The organism is Rhizobium oryzihabitans, assembly GCF_010669145.1.
Classification (GTDB): Bacteria; Pseudomonadota; Alphaproteobacteria; order Rhizobiales; family Rhizobiaceae; genus Agrobacterium; species Agrobacterium oryzihabitans.
In genome coordinates, this window is record NZ_CP048632.1 from 190,757 (window position 1) to 217,608 (window position 26,852).

Here is a 26,852-nt window from a genome sequence, read left to right on the forward strand (position 1 = left end):
ATGAACACAAAATCGATGATCACCGCCGCCATGGCCCTTGGCGCCACGACTGCTTTTGCCGAACCGGACCGTGCCATAACGGTGACCCGTTTCGGCAATGAGGCGACGACTATGGGGTCGCCGGACTATTTTACCGGTTCCGTCAAGGTGCAGTCACGCTTCCAGACCCCACCGCCCGCTCGCGTCGGCGGGGGTCTCGTCTCCTTCGAACCCGCCGCCCGCACCGCGTGGCATACACATCCTCTGGGTCAGACACTGATCGTGACGGAGGGTGAGGGCCGCGTCCAGCACTGGGATGGCGACATTCAGGAAATCGGACCCGGAGACGTCGTCTGGATCCCTCCGGGCGTCAAACACTGGCACGGCGCATCACCGGAATACGGGATGTCGCATATCGCCGTGGCGGAAGCCCTTGATGGAAAGACCGTCGAGTGGATGGAACACGTGACCGACGAGCAATACGCCAAGACGGATGGAGGCATGGATTGAATAAAGTCATGCAGATGGCGGGCGCCGCCGCCTTCGTAACAAGCGCCGTATTCCTCGTCGGCATGCAGGTCCGCGCCGAGCCGACCCGTGCGACGATGCCTGACATCGGCAAGCTCATACACTATACGACGGTGGAGCGGGGTGAGGTTACCGAGCATATCATGACCACCCGCGAGGCGATCGAGGCCGTCAAGCGCGGCGATCCCATTCCCAACGGCACCCACGTGGCGCTCGTCGACTATCGCGGCGGCAAGGTCTTCCGTTATTTCATCATGGAGAAAGGCGAGGGCTGGGGACAGGACTACGACGAGAACCGCCGCACCGCCGACTGGCAGTTCCAGTGGTTCAAGCCGGATGGCACGATCAACATGGAGGAGAACACCGCCCGCTGTCAGCGCTGTCACACCTCACGGTCCGACAGGGACTTTCTCTACACGTTCAACGACATGCGCCGGTTCGAACTGAAATGAACGGCGTCCTGCGGTTTCGTCTGGTGCTCGATCTCATCGCCGTCGGTCTGATTATTGCCTGCCTTGCCTATTGGTGGCTCGACAATCTCTCGCATGAACTGTTCGGGGCGGCGCTTTTCACGCTGGTCATCGTCCACAACGTCTTCAATCGTCGCTGGTATGGCGGCGTGACGAAACGGAGGCTGGATGCCGTCCGCATTGTCAATCTGGTGACGATTGCAAGCCTTGCAATCGCGATGACGATCATGCTCGTGACCAGCCTGCTGATATCCCGCGACCTCTTGCCCTTCACTTCGATGGGCGGCGCTTTCGCCGTCCGGGAAATCCATATGTTTGCGGGATACTGGGTTCTGCTCATCATCGCCATCCATCTCGGGACGCGCTGGCAGGTGGTGATGAGCGTCGGCCGTGGACTGGTTGGCGTTTCAGACGCGAGTTCCTTTCGGACCGCCATTCTGCGGCTGATGTCGCTCGCAGTGGCGGTTTGGGGAATAAGAAGCTCTTTCGAGATGGCGTTCGGGCGGAAGTTGATGCTGAGCTATTCGCTGGACATGTGGGATTTCAACGAGTCGACGCTCGAATTTTTCGTGAATTATGCCTCGATAGTCGGCTTGTATGCCGCCATCACCCATTACGGCTTGAGGCTGATTTCCATGCGCTCCGGAGCGCCGGCAAGGTAACCGCATCGGAAACGATCGGCGCATTCTGCCCAGATATCCGAGCAGACTTTCTCATCAGTTTTTTCAAGGGAAGGTGGCGACCCCTGCAGGACTCGAACCTGCGACCTACTGCTTAGAAGGCAGTTGCTCTATCCAGTTGAGCTAAGGGGCCGTCATGCCGGGCAGGGATGCTCCGGTCTAAAGTCGTCTTGTTTCAGTGCGTCCAGGGCTGGGTGCGGTTGAAACGGAAATTGTCGGTATAGGAAACCACCTTGCGGGTCGCTTCCTTCGGCTGGATGACGCGGTATTCGATGCCCTTGCGCTGCGCATAGGCTTCGGCCTGTTCCTGCGTCTCGAATGTCAGCTTGACCTGCTGCTTCATGTCGGAGGTGGACGTGTATCCCATGATCGGATCGATCTTGCGCGGAACTTCGGCGTCGAATTCCAGAACCCAGACATTGGTTTTCGCCTTGCCGGATTGCATGGCGGTTTTTGCAGGGCGGTAAATCTTCGCAGACATGTCGAAACTGCTCCGGTTGGGCGGTGGGGCACAACACCCCAGATTACTCTTCACGTACCTGAATAGAATAACCAAATCGTGTCAGGAACGCTGAAATTTGAAATGGACCGACTTCATGTGAGAGTCAAGACGATTATCCCTTGCCATCGCTTTGCTGCCCCGTGGCGCCAAGGCGCTTTTGGGCGATGGAGAGAATGGGCTGAACAAAGATGAATTTCCCTGTTGCGGAGTTTGGGTGAACCGTGTATTCCCCAGCCATCGCCTCGGCGGAGTGTAGCGCAGTCTGGTAGCGCATCTGGTTTGGGACCAGAGGGTCGGGAGTTCGAATCTCTCCACTCCGACCATTTAAAGCAATATATCCGCTTGTCGGCGCAACCTCCTTAAAAGAAAAGCTTCCGTTCAGTCCGCTGATGGTCCGGCCAAAGTGCTCTCGGCTGTGCCGATCGTCATGACATTGCCGCGCCATGCGACCGCGCTGCCGATCCAGCTGCGCCCCCAGACAAAGGGCATGATCACGTCGCGCGCGATCATGGCCGGCAGGGTATAAAGAGAGACCGGCCACCGGTTGAGTGCTGTGAGCGCCAGCTCCGGGCCGTACATGATGGTGAGAACGGCGATGGCGGTGACGCTAAGATCGACGTCCGCGGCAAGGGCGGCGGCGAGCGCGAAGAGGAGCGGGGGCAGCGCGCCGGTGAGGATTTCCGGGGCGAAATATTGCGGGAAGGTCACGCGCCGCAGCCGCGCCCAGCGGGTCTGCCGCGACCAGATCTCGCCGGCATGACGCTGGCCGAGCGGCTGTTCGAAGGGGGCGGAGACCAGGTGCACGCTGCGGCCGGCATTTCTGACCAGCTTCGTCGAGGCGGCGTCCTCGGCGATTTCAGCGGCAAGCGCGCGAATGCCGCCATGCTCTTCCAGGAACGGCTTGTTCCACAACATCGATTTGCCCTGCGCAAAACCCATGCCGATCGCTTCGGCCGCATATTGCCAGCGGCCCTGTGAGCCGTTGAGGAAAGCGCACTCGACATGGGCCCAGAAGCCCGTCGGGCGGGAGCCGAGCGGCGGCGAGCAGACAAGCCCGCTATCCGGCCGCCAGGCTGACATCATGGTCGCGATATAGGATGGCGGCATCAGCACGTTCGAATCGGCCAGAATGACCCATTCGTGGCGGGCGGCGCGCCAGCCTTTCACGCAATTGTTCAGTTTCGGATTGGCGCTGATGCGGTCATCACCGATGAGCAATTGCGCTGAAACCGCAGGCGAGGCGGCGCTGGCTTTGCGCACTTCCTCGATCACGGGATCGAGTTCGTCGGCAACGCAGAACAGCAGCTCGTAATCCGGCCAGTCGAGCTCAAAGGCGCGCGAGAGTGTCAACGGTGTGAAGTTTTCCACGCCACGCAGCGGCACTACCAGCGAGACCGGCGGTTTTTGCCGAACAAGTGCGTTTTCCGTGTCACGTCTTGTCAGGCGCCAGCCGGCGAGAACAATCCCGAGAAGATTGAAGGCGAGGAGCAGAATTGCGCAAAGGGCAAAAACAGTTTCCATGCTGGCCAGTTCCACTCCCAAGCTTTCGGCGATTTGCGCCAATCGATTCCATGGAATTCGTTCCTGCCGATTATAACGTTTGAGTGACAGTTACATGTCATCATCGGCAGGCGGGCAGGGTGCGCGGTGCGGGAAACGGCGCCGCAGCACCGATCCGGCGGCAAAGAAAAGCCCTTCGTGAAGAAGGGCAAAGTCATCATCGCAGCTAACGAACCTTAGTGGATGTTCAGGATATGCGCGTGACTGCTTGCGACGAGAAACGATTCCCGCGCTTTTTCGATATCGCATTTTCCGGCGATCGCATCGAGGCAGTTCCTGCGCGCTTCCTCATATTCCGGGCCATGTTCCTCGGGCCAGCGGTACATCAACATGTCCAGCGCCACCAGAGGGCTGTAAATCTCCACCGCTACGCAAAGCGGCAGATGGATCGCTACCGGCTTCATCCACGAGGCGTGGTGACACGGCTCCGTTCTGTTTATCAGCATGTCATTCTCCTCCCTGTTTCATGTCCCTTTCAGGCTGTTCTCTCTCCCATGCGCGAAATGCTCGCCTCACGAAATGGTTCCCGATCACCTAAAATGTGATCGGTCAGGGGGTTCCAATTTTCCAAGATGAATGGAAGATGAACGAAATGATGAACCGGAGATGAACAAAACCGCTATTGGCGCGTTGTAATGTCCATAAGAAGGAGAACGCATATGTTCAATTTGTCAGGCATTCAGGAAAGCTTCTTCGGAGACCGCATGGCTGGCGTATGTCAGGCGATCACCTCTGCCCTGGCCTTCGAAACGGGACTTGAGAAGTCGCGTATTTCCGCAATCGTCGAAAATGACGTGATCTATCTGGAAGGCACGGCCGATTCGGTCGAGGCGATCGATATTGCCATCAACCTTGCCGCCTCCATCTCCAATTGCCGGATTTTGAGCCATATCGAGCCGGTATACTGATATTCTGCAAGCCGGGCGAAACGTCGTCCGGCTTTTTCAGACACCATAACGCGGCAATGTTATTTCCGGTTGCCGATCTGAGCACTGCGCACCATGTCGCCAGGCTTGATGCCATAACGCTTCGCAATGCCGCCATTCAGTTCAAGCACAAATTTTACCACTCCGCGGGAGCTGATGATCGCTTCCGAATGGGGAACCGCGTTTTCGTGGATATGGGTGATTCGGCCGTCCCGGGCGATGAACAGCATATCGAGTGGAATAAGGGTATTCCTCATCCACATAGCCACGTCCCGCTCTTGGCCAAAATCGAACAGCATGCCGTTTTCAAGTGGCATTGATTTGCGAAACATCAGCCCCTGTTCGCGCTGGGCGTTGTTGAGGGCAAGTTCCGCAACGAAGTCATGGCTTTTCCCGGCGGCGCTTTCGATCGTCAGCGGCTCGGATCTGAAATTCTGCTGCTGGGCTTGGGCGACGCCTGCGAAGGTGAAAAAAAGAAGCGCCAGAACGGCGCTCTTCATCACTGTGCGAAACAAGGCGGTCATCAGTGGGACATCCCGATCGGGGCAGGATTATCGGGATGGATTTCCGCCGCCATCAAACCCTTATCGCCATCACCATAACGCACCAGCACCACCTGGCCGGGGCGCAGTTCCGTCAGGCCGAAACGACGCAGCGTTTCCATATGCACGAAAATATCCTCGGTTCCTTCGCCACGCGTCAGGAAGCCGAAACCCTTGGTGCGGTTGAACCACTTGACGATGGCGCGCTCAAGCCCGCTCGAGGGTGTGACCTGCACATGGGTGCGCACCGGCGGCAGCTGCGAGGGGTGAACGGCAGTCGACTGATCCATCGACAGGATGCGGAAAGCCTGAAAGCCCCGGTCGCGCCGCTGGATGAGGGCGACGATGCGGGTTCCTTCGAGAATGGTCTGGTATCCGTCGCGGCGCAGGCAGGAGACATGCAGCAGCACGTCCTGAATGCCGTTATCGGGCACGATGAAGCCGAAGCCCTTGGCGACGTCGAACCATTTCACGACGCCGGTGATCTCGACCAGGTCCACGGCATCGCCCGAAAGGTCCTCGACATCGACTATCGTTTTCGATGACATCCTATCAGCCATATCCTGCCAACCCCTCGATTACGCGCCATACACCGGTCAACTGATTCCTGATTACCAGATTAACATCTTGGTAACGGTTCCACGCAAGCCCTAGTTTTTGATTTGCGTAGCTGCTTTTATGTCGCGGTCCTTGTCCGGGGCTTGCCATGATGCGTTTAACGGCACCGGACCCGTGTATTGGAGAGGAAGAAAATGCGGTATCTGCACACAATGGTTCGCGTCAAAGACCTTGGCGAATCAATGAAATTCTATTGCGACCTGCTTGGTCTCGAGGAAATACGCCGAATCGAAAACGAAAAAGGCCGATTCACTCTGGTGTTTCTTGCGGCGCGCGACGACATTGCTGCCGCACGAGAAAAAAAAGCGCCTTCGCTTGAACTCACCTACAATTGGGATACCGAGGATTACACCGGTGGCCGCAATTTCGGGCATCTGGCCTATGAGGTCGATAATATTTACGACTTCTGTGCGCGGCTTCAGCAAAATGGCGTCGTGATCAACCGGCCGCCGCGTGACGGTCACATGGCCTTTGTCCGTTCCCCGATGGTATTTCCTTCGAAATTCTTCAGAAGGGCGAAAGCCTCGCACCAGCCGAACCGTGGATATCTATGCAGAATACCGGTTCCTGGTAGGGATTTTCCCGCCAACAGCAGCGGTTTCGGGCGCTCTTGCCTTGTCACAATCGGATGAGGCATAGTCCGCGAATCGAAACGGCCAATCCCGTTTTGGGGAAAGCAGACGATTCCGTTCCCGTGCTGCTGTTGTAAATGCAAGATACGGAGGCCACCCATGAAAGCTGCAGATGGCGCGAAAGGACGCGTTTCCTGTCAGCGTCTTGTCATTGCCGTTTCGCTGCTCGGGCTTTCCGGATGCGTTTCGGCCATGACTGACGACGAGATGGTCGCCAATAACAAGAAGCCGGAGATTGCCGCACAGCAGAAGCCGCAGACGGCCGCCGCCACTCCGGCGGCGGGCGCGCAGCAGGGGCATTATGTCGATCCTGCCGTGGCATCGGCGGCCGGCGCAGCAGGCCCGGCCCAGCAGCAGGCTGCGGCCGGTCCGGCCCAGGGTTACGGTGCTGCTGCCGATATTGGCGGGCTTACAACGCAGCCGACTGCGATTTCCGCCGGGACATCCAGCATCTATTCCACAGCACCTGCCGTTGCGGCGGCGGGCGCATCCGGTACGGTTGGCACGCCCGGCGCGCCATCGCAGAAAATCATCCCCGCCGTCAGCAGCGTCTATTCGGCACCGGTGCAGGCGGCACAGCCCCAGCCCGTTGCAGCGCCGGTTCAGGTGCCGGCAGCGGCGCAGCTGCCAGCGGAACAGCACAGTGAAAACCGCCAGGCAGTTCCCGTGCCGCAGACGGCGTCTGAGCAACTTGCTGCGGTGGCTGCCGCACAGCCGGCTGGCGAAAGTGGGCAGGAAGGCGAGGGCAAGGGCGTGACGCTTGCGGCGTTTTTCGCCGGCGCGGCCAAGAAGCGCCTGCCGAAAATGATTGAAAGCGGTTCCGCCGAGAACACGCAGGTTGCGGCGCTGCCCGGCGCTGCGGACAGGACGATGGGCATTGCGCTTTCGGGCCGCTCGATGATGTCCGATGAATTCGATGACGCGCATCTCGAAGACGAGGATGATCAACCGACCGGCCTGATGAAGCTTGCTTCGCTCTCCGGCCTCACCCGCGTTTCGCCGAACGGGCTTTTCCTGCAGACGGATCACGTTGAAGTCGGTTGTTTCAAGCCGGAGCTGGTTCGGATGATCAAGGATGTCGAGCGTCATTATAACAGCCCGGCCATCGTCACCTCGGGTTATCGTCCGCCAAAGGGCATAAGGCAGGGTTCCAAGCATTATACCTGCGATGCTGCCGACATTCAGATCAAGGGCGTCTCCAAATGGGAGCTTGCAACCTATCTGCGTTCCCTGCCGGAGCGCGGTGGTGTCGGCACCTATTGCCATACCGAATCGGTGCACATGGATACGGGCGAACCGCGAGACTGGAACTGGCGCTGCCGCCGCACCGCTGCGCGGAAATAATCTCCGGCGTGACTGCAAAATCCGGAGCGTTCGCGCCTGAAATCCATCCAGTCTGAGTGCGAATGGACGTGCGGCACGCCATGCTGTAGGAGACGGTTCCCTGTCTCCATGCGCATGGTGTCCTGTAAATGCTGCCGATCTCCACCTTTCCCGTCTATATCATCTCCATTGCCAGGGCGCGTGCACGGCTCGACAAGATGCTGGACGGCGCTTCCGGTCTCGGTCTTGATTTGCGGCCGGTCGAGGGTGTCGACGGCAAGACTATTCCTCCTGCCGAGTGGACGGACTTCAACCAACGCGGCTTCGAGCTGCGCAACGGCCGCCATGCCTTGCCGGGTGAATATGGCTGCTATGCCAGCCACATCAAGGCGCTGGAGATTTTTCTGGCGAGTGACGCGCCGGTTGCGGTGATCGTCGAGGACGACGTTGCCTTTACCCCGGACTTTTCCGAACGGGTCAAAGCCATGGCTGCGATCATGCCGGAAAAAGCGATCGTGAAGCTGACCAACCACCGCCGCAGCGGCTTCAAGGGCAGGAAGACCAGCGCTCTCGGAGACACGTTCGGGCGCTGCATTTTCGGCCCGCAGGGATCCTCGGCCTGCTACATCATCTCACGCTGCGGCGCTGAACGTTTCCTGAAAGCTGCAAGGGTAATGACGCTGCCCTTTGACCGGGCGCTGGAATGCGGCTGGGGCTATGGCACGCGCGTTTATGTGACTGACAAGGATTTCCTGCCCTTTGGCGACCCGGACACGCTGGTCGGCACGCGTGCCGAATATCGCGGCAGCAAGTTTGCCCGGTTCAAGCGGGTGCCGGCTTATCTGTCGAGTTTTTACGACAATATTGCGCGATATGTTTATGCTTATCTTTAGCGGTGGTCGTTTGCGGGCTGTCTGATAACGGCTCGCTCGCGATATCGATTTTCCGAACCCGATGTTGAGAAGGGGCTGTGTTATGCCCCGGGAAAACGGGAATCGGCTTTTCGATTTTCTGCCGGCTGCTGTCATCAGTTACTGATGGCAATTCATAAGTTATTGAAAAATATATGCTTGAGGTGGTGAGAGCGCAGGGATTCGAACCCTGGACCTACTGATTAAAAGTCAGTTGCTCTACCGGCTGAGCTACGCTCTCCCGTGTCAGGGCTTGGCTGCCCTTCGGAAGTGCGCGGAACATAGGTAGAGCGATCCGTTCGGTCAACCCAAAAAAAGCGCTTTCTACAATCAATCCGGTTTTTTTTGTCGCACCCCCGAAAAGGTGATTGGAGACAGGGGGCGGCTGGGGATAAAAGCGGCTCAGACATGTCGGGCAGACGGGTGAAATCGTTTTACGGCAATGACATGTGCGAAAATGAAAGCGTGAAGTGCCGGCGAATCTTTGACGAATCGCGACGGGCTTTGCGGGATCCGGAGTTCTTTCTTGTCGATTGCCGATATTTCCCTGTTCAGCGCGCTTCTGGCCGGTGCCTTGTCTTTCCTGTCGCCCTGCGTTCTGCCGCTGGTGCCGCCTTATCTCTGTTACATGGCGGGTATTTCGGTCGAGCAGTTCAAGACGGAGGATGTCGCGCCGCGGCCCGAAGTGCGCAAGGCCGTGCTGTTTTCGGCTTTCTTCTTTACGCTCGGTTTCGCCACGGTTTTCGTGGCGCTGGGTGCCGGCGCTTCAACCATCGGCACATTGTTGCGCCAGAATCTCGATATTCTCGCCAAGATCGGCGGTTTCATCATCATTCTGATGGGCCTCAACTTTCTCGGTGTTTTCCGCATCGGTATGTTTTCGCGCGAAGCGCGGTTTCAGGGGCGGGCAAGCCGGCCACGCTTTCCGGAGCCTATGTCATGGGCCTTGCCTTTGCCTTCGGCTGGACGCCCTGCATCGGCCCGGTTCTGGGCGCGATCCTCGGTGTTGCCGCTTCGCGCGACACGGTTGGCGACGGGGCGATGCTGCTTGCCATCTATTCGCTTGGCCTTGCCGTGCCGTTCTGGATCGCGGCTGCTTTTTCCGGCTCCTTCATGCGTTTCCTCGTGCGCTTCCGCCGCCATCTCGGCCTTGTGGAAAAGCTGATGGGCGTGTTGCTGGTGCTTACCGGCATCGCTTTCATGTCCGGTTTCATCACCAATGTGGCGATCTGGTTCCAAGAGACCTTTCCGATCCTGATGAAAATCGGCTAAGCCTCCCGCGTATTTTAGACGCAGGGGAAAGACCGTGGCCGATATCGTCGGATTGCTTTTGCCGTTTTTCGGCCTGATCTTCATCGGTTACGGCGCGGCGCGCATCACGAAACAGCCCGTTGAGGCGATGGGCTGGCTGAATACATTCATCATCTACGCCGCGCTTCCGGCGCTGTTTTTCAAGCTGGTGTCGAAAACGCCGGTGGAAGAGCTGGCGCGCATGGATTTTGTTGCCGCCAGTCTTGCCTGCACCTACGGCATTTTCTTGGCTGTGTTCCTGATCGGCCGGTTCGTGCGAAAGAACAGCCTTGCCGAAACCACCATCCAGAGCTTCGCGGCGAGCTATGGCAATATCGGCTATATGGGGCCGGGTCTTGCGCTGCTGGCGCTGGGCGAAAAGGCGGCGGTGCCGGTGGCGCTGATCGTCTGCCTGGAAAATGCTGCCCATTTCATCGTCGCGCCGGCGATGATGGCGATTGCGGGCGGTGACAAGCGCTCCCCGGCGCAGCTTGCACTGGATGTGGCGCGCAAGGTCATTACCCATCCCTTCATCGTGTCGGTGATTGCGGGCTTTCTCGCTGCCTCGCTGTCATGGCAACCGCCGGAGGCGGTGCAGCGGCTGGTGGATTATCTGGCGCAATCGGCAGCACCCTGCGCGCTGTTTGCCATGGGCGTGACGCTGGCGCTTCGGCCGATGAAACGGGTGCCGGTGGAAATCAGCTATATCGTGCCGGCAAAGCTGATCCTGCATCCGCTCGCGGCTTATCTCGTGCTCTCGTCGCTCGGGCGTTTCGAGCCGGTGTGGATCTATTCCGCCGTGCTGTTGGCGGCGCTGCCGACCGCGACGAATGTTTTTGTCATCGGCCAGCAATATCATGTCTGGCAGGAGCGGGCGTCGGCGACGATTCTCATCTCCACGGTGTTGTCGGTCCTCACGCTGACAGGCGTGGTCTATTTCATCCAGCCTTTTTGAAGCTGCCGAATAGGAGCGAGGGCAAGGCCTTCAGCCCGCGGCCCGGCTCGATGCCTTCGCGCATGACCATGCTTCTAAGCGTGCCGATGCCGGAGAGGACATGCAGGCCCGCCGCGCGCGCCATCTGCACCGGCAGGAGGTCGGAAAGCAAAGAGCGGTTCAGAAGGTCGACGCTCAACGTGCGGCTGTAGACATCCGCCCGCCGCCTGCGGTCAAAGCTGCTGCCGGCGTCAGCGGCAATGGGGCGGTCGGAGACGGCACCGAGCAGTTCCGTCAGCGAAATGATGTCGCGCAGGCTGAGGTTCAACCCCTGAGCGCCGATGGGCGGGAAACCATGCGCGGCTTCGCCAATCAGTGCCACACGGCCCTTGCCGAAGCGATGTGCCGTCATGGAAGAAAGCGGCCATGCCTGCACGCTGTCCTCCACGGTAACAGCGCCCAGCATGGATTGCATGCGCTCCTCGATCTTAAGGCTGAGCGCCTCCAGCGGCAGTACCGTCAGTTCCTCCGCCTGTTGCGGGGTGACGACCCAGACGAGGCTGGAGCGGTTGCCGGGCAGGGGAACCTGGGTGAAAGGACCGGTGGGCGTATGGAATTCCGTCGAGACATTGCCATGCGACCGGCTATGGCCGAAGTTCAAAACAATGGCCGTCTGCGGATAGGACCAGGATTTGACGCCGATGCCGGCCGCATCCCGCACCATCGACTTCCTGCCATCCGCGCCGATGAGGAAATCGGCAGAGAGCGTTTCGCCGTCTGCAAGCGTCACGGAGACGCGGTCGTTGCCGATGTCGATCGTCTCGGCGGTGGTGTCGAGGCGGGTAATATTGTGTTCCTGTTCGACAGCCTCGCCAAGCACGCCGAGCAGCGCCTCGTTCGGAATGTTCCAGCCGAAGGCGTCGAGCCCTATTTCGGAGGAGCGGAACTGTACGGTCGGCGCGCGCAGCAGGCGCTCGGTGCCGTCAATGATCTGCATGGTGGAAAGGCGTGCGGCCGCAGGGGCGATGCGAGACCAGAGGCCGAGGCGGTCCATGAAACGGATGGACTGGTCCATCAGCGCCGTGGTGCGCTGGTCCTTCCTGTCGCTGGAAGGTGCAATGAGCGCCACGTGGCGGCCCGCCCGCGCCAGCGCGATGGCCGCGATCTGGCCCGCAAGCCCCGCACCTGTGATGGCGATATCGAAGTGTCTCATGGTCCTGATCCGTTGTTATTTCCAGAACATCATAGTGTCTTTGCGCGGGCAAATCCACTTCGGGGCCGGAACATTCAGTCACGAAGATTCGTTGGTTGTGCCGCTATATTAGTCTTAGGATAAGCGGATTGAGCCGGTTGCAAAGCGTGGTGAATGGCCGCATACCGGAATGAACAGGGCGGATGAAAAGCGGGGCGCAGACGCTGACCATGAAAATTTTCAACTACAAGCGTGTTCCCTACGCGGAAATCCGCGCCTTTTCCGTCCATATGCTTACGGCTTCCGGTTCGTTTCTGGCCTTTCTCGGCGTTGTCGCGGCTGCCGAGCACCGATTTGTCGATATGTTCTGGTGGCTGGGGCTTGCCCTGCTGGTCGACGGTATCGATGGACCCATCGCCCGCAAGGTTCGGGTGAAGGAAGTCCTGCCCAACTGGTCCGGCGATACGCTCGACAATATCATCGACTACGTCACCTATGTGCTGTTGCCTGCCTTTGCGCTCTACCAGAGCGGCATGATCGGCGAGCCGTTATCCTTCGTGGCGGCGGGCATGATCGTGGTGTCGAGCGCCATCTATTATGCCGATATGGGCATGAAGACGGATGAATATTTCTTCTCCGGCTTTCCAGTGGTGTGGAACATGGTGGTGTTCACGCTCTTCGTCATGGATGCCAGCGCCACCACGGCCATGACCGTGGTTACCGTCTCGGTGTTCCTCACGTTCCTTCCGATCAATTTCCTGCATCCGGTGCGGGTGAAGCGCCTGCGGCCGCTCAATTTGTTCGTCGTCTTCATCTGGTGCGCGCTTGGCGGTTATGCGCTGCTGATGCATTTCGAAACCCCCATGTGGGCGGTGATCGCATTCGTAGCGAGCGGTATCTATCTTTACTGCATCGGTGGAATATTGCAGTTTTTCCCCTCGCTCGGCGCGAAGTAGTATGCATGGCGTTTCGGAGCGGTTCTGCACACTCGACGTCATTCTCGGGCTTGACCCGAGAATCCATGATTTCAACGGGTTATGGATCCTCGGGTCAAGCCCGAGGGTGACACGGTAGAGATTTCGACGCTACTATTGGGAAAGGGATGCGGTGCCGTTTATTGCTTGTGCAAATTGCATTTAAGCAACGTGTTTTTCAGTTGTGCGCAGCAGCAAAACAGTTATCAATACATCATGGTCGCGCAGCATTGCATACGCATTGCCCCGTGATTGGGAACAATAACCGCAGCTGGTGAAGTGCTTCAAAGAAAGCATGAGCTGCCGGTGAGAGAGGGACCAGTGACTGGAAATTTGGCGCCGGAGGCCGTGCCTCTCCTGTCCGTTCGCAAGCTGACAAAGCTGTTCGGCAATTTCGCCGCCTGCAACGGCATCGATCTCGATATAGCGCCGGGCGAAATCCACGCGCTTCTGGGTGAAAACGGCGCGGGCAAGTCCACGCTCGTCAAGATGCTGTTCGGCGTTCTTTCGCCGACCGAGGGTGATATTATCTGGCAGGGCCGGCCGGTTTCCGTGGGCTCCCCAAGCGAGGCCCGAAGCCTCGGTATCGGCATGGTTTTCCAGCATTTTTCCCTGTTCGAGGCGTTGACGGTCGCTGAAAACATTGCCCTGTCTCTCGACCCGAAAATTTCACTGAAGGAAATCGCCAGGGAAGCGGAAACGCTGTCGCGCGCCTATGGCCTGCCCCTCGACCCTTATGCGCACGTGGCCGATCTTTCGGTCGGCGAGCGCCAGCGTATCGAAATCGTGCGCGCGCTGTTGCAGAACCCGCGCCTCATCATTCTCGACGAGCCGACCTCGGTGCTGACGCCGCAGGAGGCCGACAAGCTGTTCGAAACGCTGGCAAAGCTGAAGGCCGAAGGCAGGTCCGTACTTTATATCAGCCACCGTCTGGAAGAGGTGCAGCGCATCTGTGATCGCGCCACCGTTCTGCGCCATGGCAAGGTGACGGGCGCCTGCGATCCGCGCAGGGAAACGCCTGCATCTCTGGCGCGTATGATGGTCGGCAGCGATGTCGCGAGCGTTTCGCGGCCGACGGGAGCCGCGCTGGGGCAACCGCAGATCGAGGTCATGGGGCTTTCGGTTGCGCCACGCACGCCTTTTGCCGTGGCGCTGAAATCGATTTCCATGAATGTGCGTGCAGGCGAGGTGCTGGCGATTGCCGGTGTGGCCGGAAACGGCCAGGGCGAGCTGTTCGATGCGCTTTCCGGCGAATATCCGGTCTATAATAATGATGCGATCCATCTGCGCGGCAAGCCGGTTGGCCGCATCGGCATCAATGGCCGCCGGCTGATGGGCGCGGGTTTCGTGCCGGAAGAGCGCCATGGCCACGCCGCCGTTCCCGGCATGAGCCTTTCCGACAATCTGTTGCTGGCGCGGGCGCGTTCTGATCGGAAGGCGTTTCTGACTGGCGGTTTCCTGCGCATCATCCGTGGCTCGACCATCAAGGCGGCGGCGCGGCGCATCTCGGAAACCATGGATGTGCGCAAAAGCGGGGCCGATCCGCTGGCGGGGTCGCTGTCGGGCGGCAATCTGCAAAAATTCATCGTCGGGCGTGAACTTGACCGCCAGCCCGCCGTGCTGGTGGTCAACCAGCCGACCTGGGGTGTGGATGCGGGTGCGGCGAGCCGAATTCGCCAGGCGCTTGTCGATCTCGCCAAGGCGGGCTCGGCGGTTATCGTCATCAGCCAGGATCTCGATGAAATCTTTGAGGTCGCCACCAATATCGCTGTCATTTCCGACGGGAAGCTGTCAGAGACCCATCCCGTGGAAGACATGACGCTTGAAAAGATCGGCCTGCTGATGGGCGGCATCCACACACATTCGGGAGCCGCCCAGCATGCGCATTGAGCTTGAAAAACGGGCAGGGGTCTCAAAGCTATTCACTCTTCTTTCGCCGCTTCTGGCGCTCACGCTGACGCTGCTTGTCGGCGCTGTCATGTTCGCTATGCTCGGCAAGAACCCGCTGGATGCGCTTTACGCCTTTTTCGTCGAGCCGCTTCTGGAGGTCTGGTCGCTGCATGAGCTGGCGATCAAGGCCGCGCCGCTGATCCTGATCGGCGTCGGCCTGTCGATCTGTTATCGCTCCAATAACTGGAACATCGGCGCGGAGGGGCAATTCACCATCGGCGCGATTACGGGTTCCATCCTGCCGGTGCTTTATCCCGACTGGCATTCGCCGCTCATCCTGCCGCTGATGATGGTGATGGGCGCCATTGGCGGTGCGCTTTATGCCGGTATTCCCGCACTTTTGAAGACGAAGTTCAACACGAACGAAATCCTCGTCAGCCTGATGCTCGTCTATGTCGCGCAGCTTTTTCTCGACTGGCTGACGCGCGGCATCTGGCGCGATCCGGGTGGCTATAACTTCCCGCAGACCAAGCCCTTCAACGACAGCGCCGTGCTGCCGGAAATGCTGGCATCGGGCCGCGCGCATTGGGGTTTCGCTTTCGCCATCGTCGCGGCCATCGCGCTGTGGTTCATGATGCGCTACATGCTGAAAGGCTTCGAAGTTACCGTGCTCGGCCAGTCGGCGCGGGCAGGGCGTTTTGCCGGTTTCTCATCAAGCCGCATGGTGTGGTTTTCTCTGCTGCTCTCCGGTGCGCTGGCGGGGCTTGCGGGCATTTCGGAAGCGTCCGGCTCCATTGGCCATCTCCAGCCCAGCATTTCGCCGGGTTACGGCTTCACGGCCATCATCGTCGCCTTTCTCGGTCGTCTCAATCCGCTCGGCATCATCCTTTCCGGGCTGGTGCTGGCGCTGACCTATCTGGGCGGCGAGGCGGCGCAGCTTTCGATTGGCGTCTCGGACAAGGTGACGCGCGTGTTTCAGGGGCTGATGCTGTTCTTCGTGCTCTCCTGCGACACGCTGATCTTCTATCGCATCAGGGTCGTCTTCACCGGCAAGGCGCATCACAAAGAAGGAGCGGCATGATGGATATGCTTCAGGCCATTCTTCTCACCGTCATCACTGCGGCGACGCCGCTCGTCCTTGCCGCCTCCGGCGAGCTTGTGGCGGAGCGCTCCGGCGTCCTCAATCTCGGTGTCGAGGGCATGATGATCATGGGTGCGGTCTGCGCTTTTGCGACCGCCCATATGACGGGGTCTCCCTATCTCGGCATTCTGGCCGGCATCGCTTCCGGCGCGGTTTTCTCGCTGCTGTTCGGCTTCCTGACACTGACGCTGGTGACCAACCAGGTGGCGACGGGCCTTGCGCTTACCATTCTCGGTCTTGGTGTTTCCGGCATGCTGGGCGAAAGTTTCGTCGGCCTGCCGGGCGTCAAGCTGCAGCCCATCGTCTTTCCGGTGTTGTCGGAAATCCCCTTCCTCGGTCCCTTGCTGTTCCGGCAGGACCTGATCTTCTACATGTCCATTGCGCTCGTTGCCGGTATCAGCTGGTTTCTGTTCAAAAGCCGAACGGGTCTCAAGATGCGCGCGATCGGGGACAATCATGGTTCCGCCCATGCGCTTGGCATCAATGTCATCCGCACGCGGTATCTGGCTGTCATGTTCGGTGGCGCCTGCGCGGGTCTCGCCGGCGCGCAGCTGTCGCTTGTCTACACGCCGCAATGGGTGGAAAACATGTCGGCCGGGCGCGGCTGGATTGCGCTGGCGCTCGTCGTCTTCGCCTCCTGGCGTCCCTGGCGCCTGCTGGCGGGCGGGTATCTGTTCGGCGCCGTCACCATCGGGCAATTGCACGCGCAGGCCTTCGGCATCGGTGTGCCGTCGCAACTGCTTTCGGCACTACCTTACCTTGCAACTATTGTCGTGCTCGTCATCATCTCGCATAATCGCCGCACGACCTTGATCAACACGCCGGCATCGTTGGGCAAATCCTTCGTGCCGGACAGGTGAAGAAGTCTTAAGTCTCCAAACCAACAGGGGTAAAAATGAAAAAACTGGTCATCGCACTCGCCGCTTCCGTTGCGGCTCTCGGCGGCGTCGTTTCCTCGGCTGAGGCCGCCGACGCCAAGAAGGTCTGCTTCATCTATGTCGGTTCAAAGACCGACGGCGGCTGGACGCAGGCGCATGATATCGGCCGCCAGGAACTTCAGGCGCATTTCGGCGACAAGATCGAGACGCCGTTCCTTGAAAGCGTTCCGGAAGGCCCGGATGCCGAACGCGCCATCGAGCGCATGGCCCGCTCGGGCTGCGAACTGGTCTTCACCACCTCCTTCGGCTTCATGGATGCGACCGTGAAGGTCGCCCAGAAGTTCCCCAAGGTGAAGTTCGAGCACGCCACCGGCTTCAAGACCGCTGAAAACGTCGCGACCTACAATTCGCGCTTCTATGAAGGCCGTTACATTCAGGGCCAGATTGCAGCGAAGATGTCGCAGAAAGGTCTCGCCGGCTACATCGCTTCCTTCCCGATCCCGGAAGTGGTGATGGGCATCGACGCCTTCGTTCTCGGCGCGCAGTCTGTCAATCCGGAGTTCAAGGTCAAGGTCGTCTGGGCCAACACCTGGTTCGACCCCGGCAAGGAAGCCGATGCAGCCAAGGCGCTGATCGACCAGGGCGTCGATATCCTGACGCAGCACACCGATACGACAGCGCCGATGCAGGTTGCGGCGGAACGCGGCATCAAGGCCTTCGGCCAGGCCTCCGACATGATCGCGGCCGGCCCGAAGACGCAGCTGACCGCGATCAAGGACACCTGGGGCGCCTATTACATCAAGCGCACGCAGGCTCTTCTCGATGGCACCTGGAAGTCCGAATCCGTCTGGGACGGCCTGAAGGATGGCATCCTGACCATGGCGCCCTACACCAACATGCCGGATGACGTGAAGAAGATGGCCGAGGATACCGAAGCCAAGATCAAGTCCGGCGAGCTGCACCCCTTCACCGGTCCGGTGAAGAAGCAGGACGGTTCGGAATGGCTGAAGGCGGGTGAAAAGGCTGAAGACAAGGTTCTGCTCGGCCTCAACTTCTACGTTGCCGGCGTGGACGACAAGCTGCCGCAGTAATAGGTGATTTCGCCAAACTCAGCGTCATCCTCGGGCTTGACCCGAGGATCCCTGCCTTCGACGGCTTATGGCTCTTCGCCTCAAGGGCAAGGATGACGTGGGAGAGGCTAATCATCGTTCACATTCTGGCCGCGCATGACATTCATGCGCGGCCTTTGTTATTTTCATGTGTTTTACGCCGCGAACGAAGTTTGCCTTTGCTTTTCATGCGACTTGATGTTTTTCACTATAGTCTGACTTGAGATACACACGTCTGGCGCGATTTTTGAGATCGCCGGCCGAACGGAAGGACATGACATTTGCAGCGCGGAATGCTCGATGCGGCGATCGGTTTTCGAAAGTTGCGGACAAATCATGCACAGGTCGTTCACAAGCTCGGTCTCGATATCGTGTCCGGCGTTTTCAAGACGGGTGACATCCTGCCGGGCGACGCCGAGCTAATGGAGCGGCTGAAAGTATCCCGCACGGTTCTGCGCGAAGCGATGAAGACGCTGACGGCCAAGGGCATGATTTCTCCCAAGGCGCGTATCGGCACCCGGGTGACGGAGCGCGAAAGCTGGAACATGTTCGACAGCGAGGTGCTGCTCTGGCACTTCGAGGCGGGTGTCAGCGACGAATTCCTTTTGCATCTCTATGATATCCGCCAGGCTTTCGAACCCTATGGCGCGGGGCTTGCGGCTGTCAGGGCAAAAGATGCGGATATCGCAAAGCTCGCCGCTTACGCCAACGAGATGGGCAATACGGCGTATTCGAAGGAAAAGCGCGCGCTTGCGGATATGAACTTCCATGTCCTCATCACCGAAATGTCCGGCAACCCTTTCATGCGCACTGTCGGTTCGCTGATAAAGGCGGCTCTCGCAGGCATTTTCCGGATGAGCAACCCGGAAGCCGACCCCAACGAGATTTCCGACGTGTCTGCCTCTCACCTGCGACTGGTCGAAGCGTTTCGGCTGCGTGACGACACTACCGCCCGACGCGAGATGGAAAGGCTGATTGAAAACGGCCGTCAGCAAATACTGGAATTCACCGCCCGCAACCCCCGCCGATAGATCATGCCGGCCCGCCGCTGATCACGTTTGATGAAAATCTGCGTGGAAATTTGGTGGAGATTTGCATGGTTTCTTAAGTGGGGTGCCGTTATAGCAATGCCGGAAAGAAATCACCGATACGCCTGTCCGTTAAAGCGGCCGGCGTAAAGTCAAACATTGCCACTGTCGCGGTCGTTCTTTGGCCGTGACAGGGTGTTGGAGGTCTTATGGAGCGTAGCTCTCTAGCCGTTATTCTCGCAGCGGGCGACAGCACGCGCATGAAGTCTTCGAAATCCAAGGTGCTTCATACGGTCGCCGGACGTCCGATGATCGGGCATGTGGTGGAGGCGGTGGCTGGAGCGGGCGTCGGCGCAGTGGCGCTGGTGGTCGGGCGCGATGCAGATAATGTTGCCGCCGCCGCCGGTCTCAAGGGTGTTCAGGTCGAAGCTTTCCTGCAGAAGGAACGCAAGGGTACGGGCCATGCGGTTCTTGCCGCACGCGAGGCGATCGAGCGCGGCTTCGACGACCTGATCGTCGCCTATGGTGACGTGCCGCTCATCACGTCCGCAACGCTTGACAGGGCGCGGGAGGCGATTGCTGCCGGTGCCGATGTCGCCGTGATCGGTTTCCATACCGAGCGCCCCACGGGTTATGGCCGGCTGCTGGTCGAGAATGGCGAGCTGGTGGCGATCCGCGAGGAAAAGGATGCCACCGACGAGGAGCGCAAGGTCACCTGGTGCAACAGCGGGTTGATGGCCGTCAACGGACGCAATGCGCTGGACTTGCTCGACCGGATCGGCAACAGCAATGTGAAGGGCGAATATTATCTTACCGACATCGTTGAAATCGCCCGCTCGCTCGGCCGCCGTGCCGTTGCCATCGATGCGCCGGAAACCGAGCTGATCGGCTGCAACAACCGCGCCGAACTCGCCTTGATCGAAAGCCGCTGGCAGCAGCGCCGCCGCCACGAATTGATGGTCGATGGCGTTTCGATGATTGCGCCTGAGACCGTGTTCCTCTCCTTCGACACCAAGATCGGTCAGGACGTGCTGATCGAGCCCAATGTCGTTATTGGTCCCGGCGTGACGATCGAGCCCGGTGCCGTCATCCATGCGTTTTCGCATCTGGAAGGGGCCTATGTGGCCGAGGGTGCGGCAGTCGGACCCTATGCGCGATTGCGCCCCGGCGCCAATCTGCACGCCAATGCCAAGGTCGGTAATTTCTGCGAGGTCAAGAAGGCGGAAATCGGCGAGGGCGCCAAGGTCAACCATTTGACCTATATCGGCGATGCCTTCATCGGCGCAGGCAGCAATATCGGTGCTGGCACCATCACCTGCAATTATGACGGTTACAACAAGTTCGAAACGCGGATTGGGGCCAATAGCTTCATCGGCTCTAACTCATCGCTGGTCGCTCCCGTCACCATTGGCGACGGTGCCTATATCGCCTCGGGCAGTGTGATTACCGATGACGTTCCCGCTGATGCGCTCGCTTTCGGACGCGCGCGGCAGGAGGTCAAGCCGGGCCGGGCCACCGTCGTGCGCGAGCGGGCGAAAGCGCTGAAGGAAGCGAAGAAAAAGTCCTCTTGAAAGACGTTACCGAGAGATACCGAAAGTGACCGGCGGCGTAATTGCCGATTTCAGGGAAACGATTAGTAGTTTCGGCGAAGAGATCGCCGTCTGGAGAAATATATGTGCGGAATTGTCGGAATTGTCGGAACCCAGCCTGTTGCTGAACGGCTTGTCGATGCGCTGAAGCGTCTCGAATATCGCGGTTACGATTCGGCTGGTGTCGCCACCATCGACAATGGCGCGATGGACCGCCGCCGGGCGGAAGGCAAGCTCTTCAATCTGGAGAAGCGGTTGTCCGAAGAGCCGCTGCCGGGCGTGGTCGGCATTGCGCATACGCGCTGGGCGACGCATGGTGTGCCGAACGAAACCAACGCCCACCCGCATTTCGTCGACGGCGTTGCGGTCGTTCATAACGGCATCATCGAAAATTTCTCCAAATTGCGCGAGGAGCTGAGTGCTGAAGGTGCCACCTTCACCACCCAGACCGACACCGAAGTGGTGGCGCAGCTTCTGGCAAAATACACCCGCGAAGGCCTTGGCCATCGCGAGGCGATGCTGAAGATGCTGAACCGCGTCACCGGCGCCTATGCGCTGGTCGTCATGTTCAAGGATGATCCCGGCACGCTGCTTTCGGCGCGTTCCGGTCCGCCGCTTGCCGTCGGTTATGGCCGCGGTGAAATGTTCCTCGGATCGGATGCCATCGCGCTCTCGCCCTTCACCAACGAAATCACCTATCTGGTGGATGGCGACTGCGCCATTGTCACCCGTGAAGGTGCGGAAATTATCGATTTCTCCGGCAAGCCGGTGAAGCGCGAGCGCCAGATGTCGCAGGCGACGGCTTTCGTGGTCGACAAGGGCAATCATCGTCACTTCATGGAAAAGGAAATCTACGAGCAGCCGGAAGTCATTTCCCATGCGCTCAGCCATTATGTGGATTTCGCCTCCAAGACCGTGAAGGAAGCCGATAAGGCAATCGATTTCGCCAAGCTTTCCGGCCTTGCCATTTCCGCCTGCGGCACGGCCTATCTTTCCGGCCTGATCGGCAAATACTGGTTCGAGCGTTATGCGCGCCTGCCGGTGGAAATCGATGTCGCCTCGGAATTCCGTTACCGCGAAATCCCGCTCGTTCCCACGCAGGCGGCGCTGTTCATTTCTCAATCGGGAGAAACCGCCGATACGCTGGCGGCCCTGCGCTATTGTCAGCAGGAGGGACTGAAGATCGGCGCGGTGGTCAATACGCGTGAATCGACCATGGCCCGCGAATCTGATGCGATCTTTCCGATCCTCGCCGGTCCGGAAATCGGCGTCGCCTCCACCAAGGCCTTCACCTGCCAGCTTGCAGTGCTCGCATCGCTAGCCGTCGCCGCCGGTAAGGCGCGCGGCACGCTGAAGCCGGGTGAGGAAAAGGAATTGGTGCAGCATCTGATCGAGATGCCGCGCATCATGAGCAAGGTGCTGAACATAATCCAGCCGCAGATAGAGGCGCTGTCGCGTGATCTGTCGCGTTTCAAGGATGTGCTTTATCTCGGACGCGGCACCAGCTTCCCGCTGGCGCTGGAAGGCGCGCTGAAGCTCAAGGAAATTTCCTATATCCATGCCGAGGGTTATGCCGCCGGTGAGCTGAAGCACGGGCCGATCGCGCTGATCGACGAGAACATGCCCGTTATCGTCATCGCGCCGCATGACCGCTTCTTCGAAAAGACCGTTTCGAACATGCAGGAAGTTGCCGCGCGAGGCGGTCGCATCATCCTCATCACCGACGAGAAGGGGGCTGCGGCCTCCAAGCTCGATACCATGGCGACGATCACGCTGCCCAATGTCGATGAGCTGATCGCGCCGATGGTCTTCTCGCTGCCGATCCAGCTGCTCGCCTATCACACCGCCGTCTTCATGGGCACGGATGTGGACCAGCCGCGCAATCTGGCGAAATCGGTAACCGTGGAATGATCATCCGGCCGGAGCGGCAGGGTGACGAAGAGGCGATCGGAACGCTGACGGAAGCAGCGTTCCGGGATATGCCGTTTAGCGACCAGACCGAACACCTGATCGTCGGCAGGCTGCGCGATGCGGATGCGCTCACCGTTTCACTGGTGGCGGAGGATGGCGGACAGATCGTCGGTCATATCGCCTTTTCGCCCGTTACCGTTTCGGATGCGGAAGGCCGCTGGTTTGCTCTTGGCCCGATTTCGGTCTCTCCCGAGAGGCAAGGTCAGGGCATTGGATCGCGCCTCGTCCATGAGGGGCTTTCAATGCTAGATCGGCTCGAAGCGGCAGGGTGCGTTCTGGCGGGTAGTCCCACCTATTACGGCCGGTTCGGATTCGAGCGTTTCGACGGCCTGCACAGCAAAGGCATTCCTGACAAATATTTGTTGGCCCTGCGCTTGCATGGCGGAACTCCATCCGGCATTGTCGGTTTTCATCCGGGTTTCGATAGCGTCAACGCTTAATTCCGAACGGTAAATGACCGATATTCCAGTCAAAATTTCATTCGCAGCCCGTCTGCGCAACAGCTTCCTCACGGGCGTGCTCATCCTTGCGCCCGTCACCATCACCATGTGGCTGGTGTGGAGCTTCCTGCAATGGGCGGATAGCTGGGTTAAGCCCTATATTCCCGCCCGTTACGATCCCGAGCAATATTTCGATGTGGCAATCCCCGGTTTCGGCCTGCTGATCGCCGTCATCGGCATCACGCTCATCGGCTTTCTCGGCAACAACCTGATCGGCAAATGGATCGTCGGCGTCGGCGAATCCATCCTCAACCGCATGCCGCTGGTGCGGCCGATCTACAAGAGCATCAAGCAGCTGTTCGAATCCGTTCTGAAGGAGCATTCGAACTCCTTCAAGAAGGTCGGTCTTATCGAGTTTCCCTCGTCCGGCACCTGGGCGATGGTGTTCGTATCCTCCGAAGTCAAGGGCGAACTCGCTCACCGTTTCAACGAGATGGGCCAGCAGATGGTCGCCGTCTTCCTGCCGCCGACACCGGTGCCGACAGCGGGTTTCCTGCTGTTCGTGCCCAAGGACAAGATCGTGATGCTGGACATGACGCCGGAAGACGCGGCGAAACTGCTGATATCCGGCGGTCTCGTGGCGCCGGATTTCACGCCGCCGAAGATGATCGCACCGGTTTGAGGGCATTTGCGAGTCGCTAGTCTCATTTCAGAGTGAAGGGCCATACGGTTGACGAACCAATGTGGTTCACTAATAATCATAGTGAACTGAGAGAGATTATCATGACTGCATTCACCGTGCGTCTGCCTGATGAGGTTGCCGACAAACTCGACCAATTGGCGGAAAAACTTGATCGCTCACGATCCTACATGGCGGTGCGGGCGATTGAGGACTTCGTTGCCCGCGAGGAGTGGCAGCTTGCCGAGATCGAGGCGGGTGTGGCGGAAGCCGATCGCGGCGAGTTCGGTACGACCGATGATCTCGCAAATATTGTCGAGAAATACGTGAAATCCACCCGGCCGTCATGAGTGACCGGAGAATTCGTTGGACCTTACGGGCGCTGCGACGGCTCGATGAAATTGGTGCGCATATCGAAAAGGATAATCCAGCGGCTGCGGCCCGTGTGATTTCTCGCATTGTTTCGGCGGTTGATATGTTGGTGGAGCAGCCGGCAATGGGACGGGTCGGGCGTATCAGGGGAACACGGGAAGCTGTGCTTCCCGACATTTCTTACATCATTGCCTATCGTGTCGGCCGGGACATCGAAATCCTGACGATTATCCATGCCTCGCAGCAATGGCCTTCGTCGCTCTAAGCAAATAATCTTTAGACTAGCCGATCAATCCTCGTCATCCAGATCATCCACTTCCCTGCCGGTGCTCGTGGCGTGGAACACGGGAACGAAAAGCCGCATATAGACCAGCCGCACGCTCCAGCCTTCCTCCAGTGCCTGCGTCCAGGCCTTCTTGCGGCCGGGCTTCTTGAACGCCTTGCCGATTGCCTTTTTCGCGCTCTTCGCAAATGTCTCGGGCTGCAGGATATTCTGAGGCGAGCAGAGCGCGTAGCCCTTTCTGAAGGCGGGCGGCGGGCGGCGCGGGTCGATCATGTTCATGGCGGTCACAACTTTCAGCCGGCGTGCAGGAAGCGGATCGCTTCGTCGCGGCGGTGCAGATAGAGCAGGGTGCGGAGCGCGGCGCCGCGCGGGCCGGTCAGTTCGGGGTCACGCTCGATGACATAGGCCGCGTCCTTGCGGGCGATTTCCAGAAGGTCGGCATGGGCCTCCAGGCTGGCGATGCGGAAGCCCGGTGTGCCGGACTGGCGGGTGCCGAGGAGTTCGCCTTCGCCACGCAGCTTCAGGTCTTCCTCCGCAATCAGGAAGCCGTCCTCGCTGTCGCGCAGGATGGAAAGCCGGGCGCGGCCGTTTTCGCTGAGCGGCCCTTTGTAGAGCAGGATGCAGGTGGAGGCCTCGTCGCCACGCCCGACGCGGCCGCGCAACTGGTGAAGCTGGGCAAGGCCGAAACGTTCGGCATGTTCGATGACCATGATCGTTGCATCCGGCACGTCAACGCCGACTTCCACCACCGTTGTCGCCACCAGCAGGCGGGTTTCGCCGCTCTTGAAGGCCAGCATGGCGGCGTCCTTCTCCGGGCCGCTCATGCGCCCGTGGATGAGGCCGATATTGGCTCCGAGCATCTGCGAGAGAACCGCATGCCGCTCTTCGGCCGACATCAGGTCGGATTCTTCCGTTTCCTCCACCAGTGGGCAAATCCAGTAGGCCTTCTTGCCATCCTTCAGCGCTGCGCGCAGCCGCTCGACAATGTCGCCGATGCGCTCGGTGGGGATCGTCACGGTCTGGATGGGTTTGCGGCCGGCGGGTTTTTCGGTGAGTTTCGACACATCCATGTCGCCGAAGGCGGCCAGCACCAGCGTGCGTGGAATGGGGGTGGCGGTCATCACCAGCATATGCGGGGTGATGCCCTTGGCGGTGAGGCGCAGGCGCTGATGCACGCCGAAACGGTGCTGCTCATCCACCACGGCCAGCACGAGGTTTTTGTAACTCACGCTGTCCTGAAACAGCGCATGGGTGCCGATGACGATCTGTGCTTCGCCAGAGGCAACACGCTCTTCGATCTCGCGGCGCTCCTTGCCCTTGGTGCGGCCGGTCAGGACCTCGACGGTGATACCTGCGGCATTGGCGAGTTTGGAGATGGTGGCGAAATGTTGCCGGGCAAGGATTTCGGTCGGGGCCATCAGCACCGCCTGTCCGCCGGCCTCGACGGCGGTTGCCATGGCCATCAGCGCCACCAGCGTCTTGCCGGCGCCGACATCGCCCTGCAGCAGGCGCAACATGCGGTCTTCACCTGCCATATCGGTCAGGATGTCCTTTACCGCGGCGTTCTGACTAGGTGTCAGCGAGAATGGCAGCAGCGAGAGGATTTTTGCGGCAACGTCGCCCTTGGCGCGGATCGGCTGGCCCGCAACCTTGCGCAGCCGCTGGCGCACCAGCGCCAGCGAAAGCTGGCCGGCGAGGAACTCGTCATAGGCAAGACGTCTGCGCGCCGGGGCCTGCGGCTCGATATCGGCGCTGTCGCGCGGGTCGTGCAGTTCGCGGAAGCTCGAAGCCACATCGCCGAAGCCCTGCCGGGTCTTCAGCGTTTCGTCGATCCATTCGGGAAAGACCGGCAGTTTCGAAAGCCCGCCTTCGATCGCCCGCCGCAGCACCTTGGGAGACAGTCCAGCCGTCATCGGGTAAACGGCTTCCACCAAAGGCAGGTTTTCGGCTTCGGAAAGCTTCACCATGAAATCCGGATGCACCATGGAGGCGCGGCCGTTGAACCAGTCCACCTTGCCGCTGACGAGAACTTCTTCATCGACGGGCAGGGCCTTGGAGAGCCAGTCGCCCTTGGCGCGGAAAAAGGTCAGCGTCAGTTCGCCGGTCTCGTCATGCAGGAACACGCGGTAAGGCGCGGAACGATTGCCGGGTGGCGGAGGTTGATGGCGATCGATACGTCCCTGAATGGTGACAATGGCGCCGGGGGCCGCGAGCGCAATGCCGGGGCGGTTGCGCCGGTCGATGACGTTTGACGGCGCATGGAACAGAAGGTCGATCACACGGGTATCGTCGGCGTTTTCCCGGCTGAGGAGCTTTGCCAGAAGATCGGCAAGCTTCGGCCCCACACCGCCAAGGGTGGAAACGGAGGCAAACAGCGGATCGAGAATGGCCGGACGCATGTGTCGCAAAAT

The 26,852-nt window shown here is 59.6% G+C and carries 27 protein-coding genes, 3 tRNA genes and 2 pseudogenes; 22 read left to right on the top strand and 10 right to left on the bottom strand.

Annotated elements, in window-relative coordinates; translation table 11 throughout:
* The 3 genes from G3A56_RS01035 to G3A56_RS01045 are packed head-to-tail and all read left to right on the top strand — an operon-like array spanning position 1 to position 1,639.
* Positions 1–489 carry a (R)-mandelonitrile lyase gene (locus tag G3A56_RS01035; RefSeq protein ID WP_082182502.1) on the top strand — a complete coding sequence of 163 codons (489 nt, stop codon included), beginning with the start codon at positions 1–3 and terminating at the stop codon, positions 487–489.
* An 8-nt stretch (positions 490–497) separates the two neighbouring features.
* Positions 498–959 (top strand): cytochrome P460 family protein, encoded by a 462-nt coding sequence (locus G3A56_RS01040; RefSeq protein ID WP_003495432.1) that lies wholly within the window; start codon positions 498–500, stop codon positions 957–959.
* Positions 956–1,639, top strand: coding sequence for a DUF4405 domain-containing protein (locus G3A56_RS01045; protein ID WP_003495433.1), 684 nt, complete (start codon positions 956–958; stop codon positions 1,637–1,639). Before G3A56_RS01040 ends, G3A56_RS01045 begins: the two co-directional genes overlap by 4 nt.
* A 74-nt stretch (positions 1,640–1,713) precedes the next feature.
* Here the strand turns inward: G3A56_RS01045 and G3A56_RS01050 are convergent.
* Both G3A56_RS01050 and G3A56_RS01055 read right to left on the bottom strand, forming a co-directional pair.
* Positions 1,714–1,790: transfer RNA gene (locus G3A56_RS01050), tRNA-Arg, on the bottom strand.
* A 42-nt stretch (positions 1,791–1,832) separates the two neighbouring features.
* A complete protein-coding gene (locus G3A56_RS01055; protein ID WP_003495468.1) occupies positions 1,833–2,138 on the bottom strand; it encodes an ETC complex I subunit in 306 nt (101 codons plus the stop codon).
* Positions 2,139–2,405: 267 nt separating this feature from the next.
* Between G3A56_RS01055 and G3A56_RS01060 the strand changes: the two genes are divergently transcribed.
* A tRNA-Pro gene (locus G3A56_RS01060) sits at positions 2,406–2,482 on the top strand.
* A 55-nt stretch (positions 2,483–2,537) separates the two neighbouring features.
* On the opposite strand, the gene G3A56_RS01065 is transcribed toward G3A56_RS01060, so the two are convergent.
* Both G3A56_RS01065 and G3A56_RS01070 read right to left on the bottom strand, forming a co-directional pair.
* Entirely contained in the window at positions 2,538–3,680 is a 1,143-nt protein-coding gene (locus G3A56_RS01065; RefSeq protein ID WP_164056027.1) for a ceramide glucosyltransferase, read from the bottom strand.
* A gap of 215 nt (positions 3,681–3,895) precedes the next feature.
* A complete protein-coding gene (locus G3A56_RS01070) occupies positions 3,896–4,165 on the bottom strand; it encodes a DUF982 domain-containing protein (RefSeq protein ID WP_035242407.1) in 270 nt (89 codons plus the stop codon).
* Positions 4,166–4,378: 213 nt separating this feature from the next.
* Here G3A56_RS01070 and G3A56_RS01075 point away from each other — a divergent pair, with 213 nt between their 5' ends.
* A complete protein-coding gene (locus G3A56_RS01075) occupies positions 4,379–4,627 on the top strand; it encodes a BON domain-containing protein (RefSeq protein WP_003495474.1) in 249 nt (82 codons plus the stop codon).
* A gap of 59 nt (positions 4,628–4,686) precedes the next feature.
* Here the strand turns inward: G3A56_RS01075 and G3A56_RS01080 are convergent, their stop codons facing one another.
* Positions 4,687–5,169, bottom strand: a complete 483-nt coding sequence (locus G3A56_RS01080; protein ID WP_164056028.1) for a DUF192 domain-containing protein — start codon at positions 5,167–5,169, stop codon at positions 4,687–4,689.
* On the bottom strand, positions 5,169–5,747 hold the full coding sequence (locus G3A56_RS01085; protein ID WP_035242409.1) for a cold-shock protein: 579 nt from the start codon (positions 5,745–5,747) through the stop codon (positions 5,169–5,171). Before G3A56_RS01085 ends, G3A56_RS01080 begins: the two co-directional genes overlap by 1 nt.
* 192 nt (positions 5,748–5,939) lie before the next feature.
* Between G3A56_RS01085 and G3A56_RS01090 the strand changes: the two are divergent.
* From G3A56_RS01090 to G3A56_RS01100, 3 genes and pseudogenes are all read left to right on the top strand, one after another.
* A pseudogene (locus tag G3A56_RS01090) lies at positions 5,940–6,379 on the top strand (VOC family protein).
* Between the two features lie 157 nt (positions 6,380–6,536).
* Complete coding sequence (locus tag G3A56_RS01095) at positions 6,537–7,781, top strand: YcbK family protein (protein ID WP_164056029.1); 1,245 nt, start codon at positions 6,537–6,539, stop codon at positions 7,779–7,781.
* A gap of 128 nt (positions 7,782–7,909) precedes the next feature.
* Positions 7,910–8,653, top strand: a complete 744-nt coding sequence (locus G3A56_RS01100; protein WP_082184405.1) for a glycosyltransferase family 25 protein — start codon at positions 7,910–7,912, stop codon at positions 8,651–8,653.
* A gap of 183 nt (positions 8,654–8,836) precedes the next feature.
* Here the strand turns inward: G3A56_RS01100 and G3A56_RS01105 are convergent.
* Positions 8,837–8,912: transfer RNA gene (locus G3A56_RS01105), tRNA-Lys, on the bottom strand.
* A 285-nt stretch (positions 8,913–9,197) separates the two neighbouring features.
* Between G3A56_RS01105 and G3A56_RS01110 the strand changes: the two are divergent.
* Positions 9,198–9,943, top strand: a pseudogene (locus tag G3A56_RS01110) (cytochrome c biogenesis CcdA family protein).
* A 34-nt stretch (positions 9,944–9,977) separates the two neighbouring features.
* Entirely contained in the window at positions 9,978–10,916 is a 939-nt protein-coding gene (locus G3A56_RS01115) for an AEC family transporter (RefSeq protein ID WP_082184403.1), read from the top strand.
* Here the strand turns inward: G3A56_RS01115 and G3A56_RS01120 are convergent.
* Complete coding sequence (locus G3A56_RS01120) at positions 10,900–12,108, bottom strand: UbiH/UbiF family hydroxylase (protein ID WP_082184402.1); 1,209 nt, start codon at positions 12,106–12,108, stop codon at positions 10,900–10,902. The genes G3A56_RS01115 and G3A56_RS01120 overlap by 17 nt on opposite strands.
* 209 nt (positions 12,109–12,317) lie before the next feature.
* On the opposite strand from G3A56_RS01120, the gene pcsA reads away from it, so the two are divergent.
* The 12 genes from pcsA to G3A56_RS01180 all read left to right on the top strand — a co-directional run bounded on the left by pcsA (position 12,318) and on the right by G3A56_RS01180 (position 24,423).
* Positions 12,318–13,043 (top strand): phosphatidylcholine synthase, encoded by a 726-nt coding sequence (gene pcsA / locus G3A56_RS01125; RefSeq protein ID WP_082184713.1) that lies wholly within the window; start codon positions 12,318–12,320, stop codon positions 13,041–13,043.
* Positions 13,044–13,394: 351 nt separating this feature from the next.
* Positions 13,395–14,951 carry an ABC transporter ATP-binding protein gene (locus G3A56_RS01130; protein ID WP_164056569.1) on the top strand — a complete coding sequence of 519 codons (1,557 nt, stop codon included), beginning with the start codon at positions 13,395–13,397 and terminating at the stop codon, positions 14,949–14,951.
* Complete coding sequence (locus G3A56_RS01135; protein ID WP_082184401.1) at positions 14,941–16,032, top strand: ABC transporter permease; 1,092 nt, start codon at positions 14,941–14,943, stop codon at positions 16,030–16,032. The genes G3A56_RS01130 and G3A56_RS01135 overlap by 11 nt, the downstream gene beginning before the upstream one ends.
* Positions 16,032–16,952 carry an ABC transporter permease gene (locus G3A56_RS01140; protein ID WP_164056571.1) on the top strand — a complete coding sequence of 307 codons (921 nt, stop codon included), beginning with the start codon at positions 16,032–16,034 and terminating at the stop codon, positions 16,950–16,952. Before G3A56_RS01135 ends, G3A56_RS01140 begins: the two co-directional genes overlap by 1 nt.
* A 35-nt stretch (positions 16,953–16,987) precedes the next feature.
* A complete protein-coding gene (locus G3A56_RS01145; RefSeq protein WP_003495497.1) occupies positions 16,988–18,061 on the top strand; it encodes a BMP family ABC transporter substrate-binding protein in 1,074 nt (357 codons plus the stop codon).
* A gap of 311 nt (positions 18,062–18,372) precedes the next feature.
* Positions 18,373–19,110, top strand: a complete 738-nt coding sequence (locus tag G3A56_RS01150) for a FadR/GntR family transcriptional regulator (protein WP_082184399.1) — start codon at positions 18,373–18,375, stop codon at positions 19,108–19,110.
* A gap of 206 nt (positions 19,111–19,316) precedes the next feature.
* Positions 19,317–20,678, top strand: coding sequence for a bifunctional UDP-N-acetylglucosamine diphosphorylase/glucosamine-1-phosphate N-acetyltransferase GlmU (gene glmU / locus G3A56_RS01155; protein ID WP_035242412.1), 1,362 nt, complete (start codon positions 19,317–19,319; stop codon positions 20,676–20,678).
* 102 nt (positions 20,679–20,780) lie between these two features.
* Positions 20,781–22,607 carry a glutamine--fructose-6-phosphate transaminase (isomerizing) gene (glmS, locus tag G3A56_RS01160; RefSeq protein ID WP_082184398.1) on the top strand — a complete coding sequence of 609 codons (1,827 nt, stop codon included), beginning with the start codon at positions 20,781–20,783 and terminating at the stop codon, positions 22,605–22,607.
* A complete protein-coding gene (locus tag G3A56_RS01165) occupies positions 22,604–23,107 on the top strand; it encodes a GNAT family N-acetyltransferase (RefSeq protein ID WP_082184397.1) in 504 nt (167 codons plus the stop codon). The genes glmS and G3A56_RS01165 overlap by 4 nt, the downstream gene beginning before the upstream one ends.
* Positions 23,108–23,120: 13 nt before the next feature.
* Positions 23,121–23,789 (top strand): DUF502 domain-containing protein, encoded by a 669-nt coding sequence (locus G3A56_RS01170; RefSeq protein WP_003495510.1) that lies wholly within the window; start codon positions 23,121–23,123, stop codon positions 23,787–23,789.
* Positions 23,790–23,887: 98 nt separating this feature from the next.
* Positions 23,888–24,136 carry a CopG family ribbon-helix-helix protein gene (locus tag G3A56_RS01175; protein WP_164056573.1) on the top strand — a complete coding sequence of 83 codons (249 nt, stop codon included), beginning with the start codon at positions 23,888–23,890 and terminating at the stop codon, positions 24,134–24,136.
* The gene (locus G3A56_RS01180; RefSeq protein WP_082184395.1) at positions 24,133–24,423 is read left to right on the top strand and encodes a type II toxin-antitoxin system RelE/ParE family toxin; all 291 of its coding nucleotides are present in this window, start codon (positions 24,133–24,135) and stop codon (positions 24,421–24,423) included. Before G3A56_RS01175 ends, G3A56_RS01180 begins: the two co-directional genes overlap by 4 nt.
* Before the next feature lie 24 nt (positions 24,424–24,447).
* On the opposite strand, the gene G3A56_RS01185 is transcribed toward G3A56_RS01180, so the two are convergent.
* Positions 24,448–24,720, bottom strand: coding sequence for a hypothetical protein (locus tag G3A56_RS01185; protein WP_082184394.1), 273 nt, complete (start codon positions 24,718–24,720; stop codon positions 24,448–24,450).
* A 14-nt stretch (positions 24,721–24,734) separates the two neighbouring features.
* Positions 24,735–26,840 carry an ATP-dependent DNA helicase RecG gene (gene recG, locus G3A56_RS01190; RefSeq protein ID WP_082184393.1) on the bottom strand — a complete coding sequence of 702 codons (2,106 nt, stop codon included), beginning with the start codon at positions 26,838–26,840 and terminating at the stop codon, positions 24,735–24,737.
* Positions 26,841–26,852 lie beyond the last annotated feature (12 nt).

Coding starts and splice junctions, on each gene's coding strand:
- G3A56_RS01035 (WP_082182502.1), top strand. CDS start 1: ATGAACACAAAATCGATGATCACCGCCGCCATGGCCCTTGGCGCCACG.
- G3A56_RS01040 (WP_003495432.1), top strand. CDS start 498: ATGCAGATGGCGGGCGCCGCCGCCTTCGTAACAAGCGCCGTATTCCTC.
- G3A56_RS01045 (WP_003495433.1), top strand. CDS start 956: ATGAACGGCGTCCTGCGGTTTCGTCTGGTGCTCGATCTCATCGCCGTC.
- G3A56_RS01055 (WP_003495468.1), bottom strand. CDS start 2,138: ATGTCTGCGAAGATTTACCGCCCTGCAAAAACCGCCATGCAATCCGGC.
- G3A56_RS01065 (WP_164056027.1), bottom strand. CDS start 3,680: ATGGAAACTGTTTTTGCCCTTTGCGCAATTCTGCTCCTCGCCTTCAAT.
- G3A56_RS01070 (WP_035242407.1), bottom strand. CDS start 4,165: ATGCTGATAAACAGAACGGAGCCGTGTCACCACGCCTCGTGGATGAAG.
- G3A56_RS01075 (WP_003495474.1), top strand. CDS start 4,379: ATGTTCAATTTGTCAGGCATTCAGGAAAGCTTCTTCGGAGACCGCATG.
- G3A56_RS01080 (WP_164056028.1), bottom strand. CDS start 5,169: ATGACCGCCTTGTTTCGCACAGTGATGAAGAGCGCCGTTCTGGCGCTT.
- G3A56_RS01085 (WP_035242409.1), bottom strand. CDS start 5,747: ATGGCTGATAGGATGTCATCGAAAACGATAGTCGATGTCGAGGACCTT.
- G3A56_RS01095 (WP_164056029.1), top strand. CDS start 6,537: ATGAAAGCTGCAGATGGCGCGAAAGGACGCGTTTCCTGTCAGCGTCTT.
- G3A56_RS01100 (WP_082184405.1), top strand. CDS start 7,910: ATGCTGCCGATCTCCACCTTTCCCGTCTATATCATCTCCATTGCCAGG.
- G3A56_RS01120 (WP_082184402.1), bottom strand. CDS start 12,108: ATGAGACACTTCGATATCGCCATCACAGGTGCGGGGCTTGCGGGCCAG.
- pcsA (WP_082184713.1), top strand. CDS start 12,318: ATGAAAATTTTCAACTACAAGCGTGTTCCCTACGCGGAAATCCGCGCC.
- G3A56_RS01135 (WP_082184401.1), top strand. CDS start 14,941: ATGCGCATTGAGCTTGAAAAACGGGCAGGGGTCTCAAAGCTATTCACT.
- G3A56_RS01140 (WP_164056571.1), top strand. CDS start 16,032: ATGGATATGCTTCAGGCCATTCTTCTCACCGTCATCACTGCGGCGACG.
- G3A56_RS01145 (WP_003495497.1), top strand. CDS start 16,988: ATGAAAAAACTGGTCATCGCACTCGCCGCTTCCGTTGCGGCTCTCGGC.
- G3A56_RS01150 (WP_082184399.1), top strand. CDS start 18,373: ATGCTCGATGCGGCGATCGGTTTTCGAAAGTTGCGGACAAATCATGCA.
- glmU (WP_035242412.1), top strand. CDS start 19,317: ATGGAGCGTAGCTCTCTAGCCGTTATTCTCGCAGCGGGCGACAGCACG.
- glmS (WP_082184398.1), top strand. CDS start 20,781: ATGTGCGGAATTGTCGGAATTGTCGGAACCCAGCCTGTTGCTGAACGG.
- G3A56_RS01165 (WP_082184397.1), top strand. CDS start 22,604: ATGATCATCCGGCCGGAGCGGCAGGGTGACGAAGAGGCGATCGGAACG.
- G3A56_RS01170 (WP_003495510.1), top strand. CDS start 23,121: ATGACCGATATTCCAGTCAAAATTTCATTCGCAGCCCGTCTGCGCAAC.
- G3A56_RS01180 (WP_082184395.1), top strand. CDS start 24,133: ATGAGTGACCGGAGAATTCGTTGGACCTTACGGGCGCTGCGACGGCTC.
- G3A56_RS01185 (WP_082184394.1), bottom strand. CDS start 24,720: ATGAACATGATCGACCCGCGCCGCCCGCCGCCCGCCTTCAGAAAGGGC.
- recG (WP_082184393.1), bottom strand. CDS start 26,840: ATGCGTCCGGCCATTCTCGATCCGCTGTTTGCCTCCGTTTCCACCCTT.